General features: G+C 69.4%; 1 pseudogene. It reads right to left on the reverse strand.

From position 1 onward, the window contains the following. A pseudogene (locus tag ODJ79_RS46870) lies at positions 1–320 on the reverse strand (hypothetical protein); the annotation flags it as partial.

Here is a 320-nt window from a genome sequence, read left to right on the forward strand (position 1 = left end):
AGGGTGCCGCCGAGGTTGGCGGAGTTCCAGGTGTCGGTGTACCACCAGTGCCAGAGGGTGGCGCTGGTGCCGCGGGCGTACACGTGGTTCTGGCCGGCGGCGTAGTAGCCGGTCGGGGTGCCGGTGATGGAACCGCCGAGGGCGGCGGAGGACCAGCCGTCGGCGTACCAGAAATGCCACAACGACCCGCCGGGCGTACGCACGTAGACGTGATGCTGACCAGCGGCGAAGTACGCGGTCGGGCTGTCGGCGATGGAACCGCCCAGGCTGGTGGAATGCCAGCCGCCGTCATACCAGAAATGCCACAACGCCCCGCCCGG

The organism is Actinoplanes sp. KI2 (genome assembly GCF_025630775.1).
Lineage (GTDB): Bacteria > Actinomycetota > Actinomycetes > Mycobacteriales > Micromonosporaceae > Actinoplanes.